This window comes from Ohtaekwangia sp. (assembly GCF_036786105.1).
Lineage (GTDB): Bacteria > Bacteroidota > Bacteroidia > Cytophagales > Cyclobacteriaceae > Ohtaekwangia.
This window is the reverse complement of sequence record NZ_DAIQRQ010000060.1, coordinates 28,388-32,816: the sequence shown is the minus strand read 5'-3', so window position 1 is coordinate 32,816 and position 4,429 is coordinate 28,388. Positions and strand designations below refer to the sequence as shown.

Here is a 4,429-nt window from a genome sequence, read left to right as displayed (position 1 = left end):
GCTTCTGGCTGCAGGCCGCTGGGCTTGGAGACAACAGGATTAAGGATATACTAAATATATACGTTGGCATAGGTATGGGTATAAAGAGCACAGGCTGTCGTAAACGACAGCCTGTTTTGCTATATATACTTTGTGAAATTTGTGCCACTGGATTTTTATCCCAGCAGCCAGAGGCCTGAAGCCAGCAGCATGTCTCTCATAACTCGCAACTGGCAACTCGCAGCTATACTTTTTCCAGCGCCTGCGCCAGGTCTGCCAGCAAGTCTTCAGCGTCTTCTACGCCTATACTTAGCCGGATCAGCGAGTCTACCAGGCCGCTCTTCAGGCGTTCTTCTTTCGGTATGCTGGCATGTGTCATGGAAGCCGGATGGTTAATGAGTGATTCAACACCGCCGAGTGACTCTGCCAATGAAAAGAGCTCTACACTCTCCATCAGCTTTGTTGCTTTCGCGAGATTGTCGTCTTTCAGGGTAAAGGAAAGCATGCCACCAAAATCTTTCATTTGTTTTTTGGCGATAGCATGGTTGGGGTGATCGGTAAACCCGGGCCAATATACTTTGCCGATCTTGGGATGGTTCTTTAAAAACTCCGCTATTTTTTTACCATTGATGCAATGACGCTCCATGCGCAGGTGCAGTGTTTTTATACCGCGCAACACGAGGAACGAATCCTGTGGTCCCGGCACAGCACCGCATGAGTTCATAATGAAGTGAAGCTCCTGGTATAGCTTTTCATCATTTACGATCAAAGCTCCCATCACCACGTCGGAGTGGCCACCTAAATATTTGGTTACCGAATGCATCACTATATCTGCACCCATATCAAGCGGGTTTTGCAGGTATGGAGAAGCAAATGTGTTATCTACCGCTACCAGAATGTTTTTCTTCTTCGCGATGGCTACACAGGCTTCAATGTCTACAATGTTCATCAGTGGGTTCGTTGGAGTCTCAACCCAGAGTAACTTTGTCTTGTCATTCAGCACCGTGTTTATATTCGCCGTATCCGTCAGGTCAATGAAATGGAATTTGATTCCATACTTTTCAAATACCCGTTTGAACATCCGGTATGATCCGCCATACAAGTCGTGACTGGTGATTACTTCATCGCCCGGGTTCAGCAATTTGATAACAGCATCGGTAGCTCCCATACCAGACGAAAAGCAGATGGCATACTTCCCGTTCTCCAGTGCAGCCAGGCTTTTCTGCAGCGAGTTACGGGTAGGATTGGCGCCACGTGCATACGCATAGCCTTTATGTTGGGCAGGCGAATCCTGCACATACGTGGATGTCTGAAAGATCGGAGTCATGATGGCCCCGGTTGAAGGATCAGGCTCTACGCCCGCGTGTACTGCTTTCGTTCCAAATTTCATGATCAGTTAACCGTTATTATTCTGGTTGCGTGTAAATATAGGATAGCTGATCATGATAACGAAGTCTCCGGCAAATGTGAGTCGTTATCGGTTACAGGTTAACCGTTAATAGACTTATGATCTATGCTCCCAAAGGTTGCCCGAGAATAACACAGACCATAGTGCTCTGTATTTCTTTGTGAAACTTCGTGCCTCCTTTGAGAGACTTTGTGTAACGGGATTTATTCGCGAATAATAGCCCATCGCTATTTTAAACATCGAACAAGAAATATCGAGCAACGAATGTTGAAGTAGGAGCTTTACCAATTTTCCACGCTTATCCCAGAAGCCTGCCGCTACTCAAGCGCGTTTTTTCCAATACTCACGGATAACTTCTTTCCAGTCGTCTCCGCTTTTCAGGTAAAGGATTGTATTGATGAGCATGGTATCTTCCGCAGAAAGCGATTGGTGTGCTACAGATTGCAGAATGATGTCGTATAGTTTTTTACGCACGGTAGTTCCCTCTTTTTCAGCAAGTGCTTTAATGGATTCAAGAATACTGCTGTTTGATATTTCGGATACTACGTGCGCAGGGGCGGCTTGGGCAGCTACCGGTGCTTGTTCGGTTGCAGATGCAGGAGTCACTTCCGGAGCAACGGGCGCTGATGTTGGTGCTGCAGGCGGTGGCGTTTCAATCTGATCGCTGAGCTTTGCCGGCGATACCAGGGTAGCGGCCTGTTGTTTTAAGAAATCATCGAGGTCCTTTAATGTATTCTTTTTCTTGCTCATGCGAGGTAATTCAGAATGGCTTGTGCTACCGGCTGGTATTCTTTTTCAGCATGGAGTGTACTGAAATTTACAAAAAGATTTTTCTGCGGTACGACTACCGGTAAAATAATCGCATCGAGGTTCTTCAGATTCTCGCGAACCGTAAATACATTGGTTGAACTGTGAATACGGTTTGGAAGTATAATGATCTTTAATTTCGGATTGAGTTCGCGCGCAGGCGAAAGGTCGGTTACGGTCTGATACGTTACAAGCAGATCGTTTTGCGTAAGGCTGGTGGGTACAACAACGGCATCGCTCACCAGGCAAAGTTTCTTTATACCTTCATCGGTGGTTTTACCGGCACTGTCTACAATAACATAGTCGTGTTTTTTACTTTCCTTTATCTGTAGCAGTTCATCGGCTACCTGGTGATCCTGCGATCCGAATATTTCAAAGTTTGCACCGCCATCTTTAACCTTGAACAGCTCCATCTTGCGAAGGGTATTCAGCGTATAGTTTGTATCGGTCTCCACCAGTAAAACACGCTTGCCCAGTTTGTAAAGGGTAGTAGCCAGGTTGATCGCGTTGGTAGTTTTGCCCGTGCCGCCTTTGCGGCTGATAAAGGAGATAATTTTGGACATGCCTAAAAATAATAAACCCGGACGGTTTTAGAAATCATCCGGGTTAATTCAGGTGCCTCGTGTATTAAATACTTCTGTTTATATCGAATTTCTCCAGGTAATCGGCCACTCTGCGCACTACGCTTCCGCCCAAAGCACCATCTACCACGCGGTGATCGTACGAGTGTGACAGGAACATTTTATGACGGATCGCAATCACATCGCCATAAGGCATTTCCATCACCGCCGGTTTCTTCTGAATAGCGCCCAGTGCAATGATACCCACCTGTGGTTGCAGGATGATGGGTGTACCCATTACGTTGCCAAACGACCCGACATTGGAGATGGTAAATGTACCGCCTGTCAGCTCATCGGGCTTCAATTTGTTTTCGCGTGCACGTCTGGCCAGGTCATTCACAATTTTAGCAAGTCCGGCCAGGCTATATTGATCTGCGTTCTTGATCACCGGCACAATCAGGTTTCCGCTGGGCAGTGCCACCGCCATACCGATATTGATATCTTTTTTCCGGATGATCTTGTCGCCATCTACCTGCACGTTAATCATCGGAAAATCTTTGATCGCCAGCACTACCGCTTCAATGAAAAGTGGCGTAAAGGTGAGCACATCGCCATCGCGTTTCTGAAACTCGTTCTTTACCCGACCACGCCACTGTACGATGTTGGTAACATCGGCTTCCACAAAAGAGGTTACGTGTGGAGCAATGCGCTTGGAGTCTACCATGCGCTCGGCAATCATCTTGCGCATGCGATCCATCTCGATGATCTCATCGCCAGCACTGATCGAAGCCTGTACTTTGGGTGCCGATGCCGCTGTAGTTTGTACAGCGTGCTTCACCGGTTGCACCGTTGCTCCTACTTTACGGTTCTGAACGTAATCGAGTATATCTTTTTTGGTAACGCGTCCTTCCACGCCACTACCGGATATAGTTTCAAGTTCGGCCACCGGTATATTTTCTTCGCGGGCAATGTTCTTTACCAGCGGAGAATAGAAACGGGAGCTTGATTTAAAATCGGCAGTATGTGTAGTTCCATTGGTGTGTACTGCAACGGCTGCCTCTTCTTTCACGGCTACTGCGGGAGCTTTCTTGCCATCTGCAGGAGCAACAGAAGATTTACCTTCTGCAACATCGGTAGTAATGATGGCGATGGGTGCACCTACTTTTACTATATCGCCCTCTTTGGCCAGAATTTCTTTCAGCACACCGGCATAGGTTGAAGGCACTTCGGTATCTACCTTATCGGTAGCCACTTCCAGTACAGATTCGTCCTGCTCGATCTTGTCACCGGGTTTCTTCAACCACGTGAGGATCGTAGCTTCAAATATACTTTCGCCCATTTTAGGCATGATCAGTTCCACCTGCGCCATGTTTCAATCGGTTGTTTTGGAGTCAGCAAGTTAACGAGGATTTCCCGTTAGATCAAAACCCGCAACAAGCAAGAAAATTCTATTTTGCGAGAATAAATAAAATTGAAATAAAAGATAAGAGTATACTACCGAAACTTAGCGGGATAAGGAGTAAACGAACGGTTGGTTCATCCCTTATCAGAATTTTTCTTCTGATTCCTGGATGCTTTTACACGCCTTACAAATTCCTCATGCGATATCAATTTGCCGGTCTTTAAACGCTCGTTGATATCTTCTTCAGAAAATTTAGTGATTGGCTGTTTCATG

At 46.5% G+C, this 4,429-nt stretch carries 4 protein-coding genes; all 4 read right to left on the bottom strand.

Translation table 11 applies throughout. The annotated features are described in order from the left end of the window. Positions 1-223: 223 nt before the first annotated feature. The 4 genes from V7Q33_RS19185 to V7Q33_RS19170 all read right to left on the bottom strand — a co-directional run bounded on the left by V7Q33_RS19185 (position 224) and on the right by V7Q33_RS19170 (position 4,123). Positions 224-1,369: a cystathionine gamma-synthase gene (locus V7Q33_RS19185; protein ID WP_331984064.1), complete on the bottom strand. Its 1,146-nt coding sequence runs from the start codon at positions 1,367-1,369 to the stop codon at positions 224-226. Positions 1,370-1,708: 339 nt separating this feature from the next. After that, positions 1,709-2,137 (bottom strand): hypothetical protein, encoded by a 429-nt coding sequence (locus V7Q33_RS19180; protein WP_333820923.1) that lies wholly within the window; start codon positions 2,135-2,137, stop codon positions 1,709-1,711. Continuing rightward, complete coding sequence (locus tag V7Q33_RS19175; RefSeq protein WP_331984067.1) at positions 2,134-2,757, bottom strand: ParA family protein; 624 nt, start codon at positions 2,755-2,757, stop codon at positions 2,134-2,136. The genes V7Q33_RS19180 and V7Q33_RS19175 overlap by 4 nt, the downstream gene beginning before the upstream one ends. A gap of 64 nt (positions 2,758-2,821) precedes the next feature. After that, positions 2,822-4,123: a dihydrolipoamide acetyltransferase family protein gene (locus V7Q33_RS19170; protein ID WP_333820920.1), complete on the bottom strand. Its 1,302-nt coding sequence runs from the start codon at positions 4,121-4,123 to the stop codon at positions 2,822-2,824. Positions 4,124-4,429 lie beyond the last annotated feature (306 nt).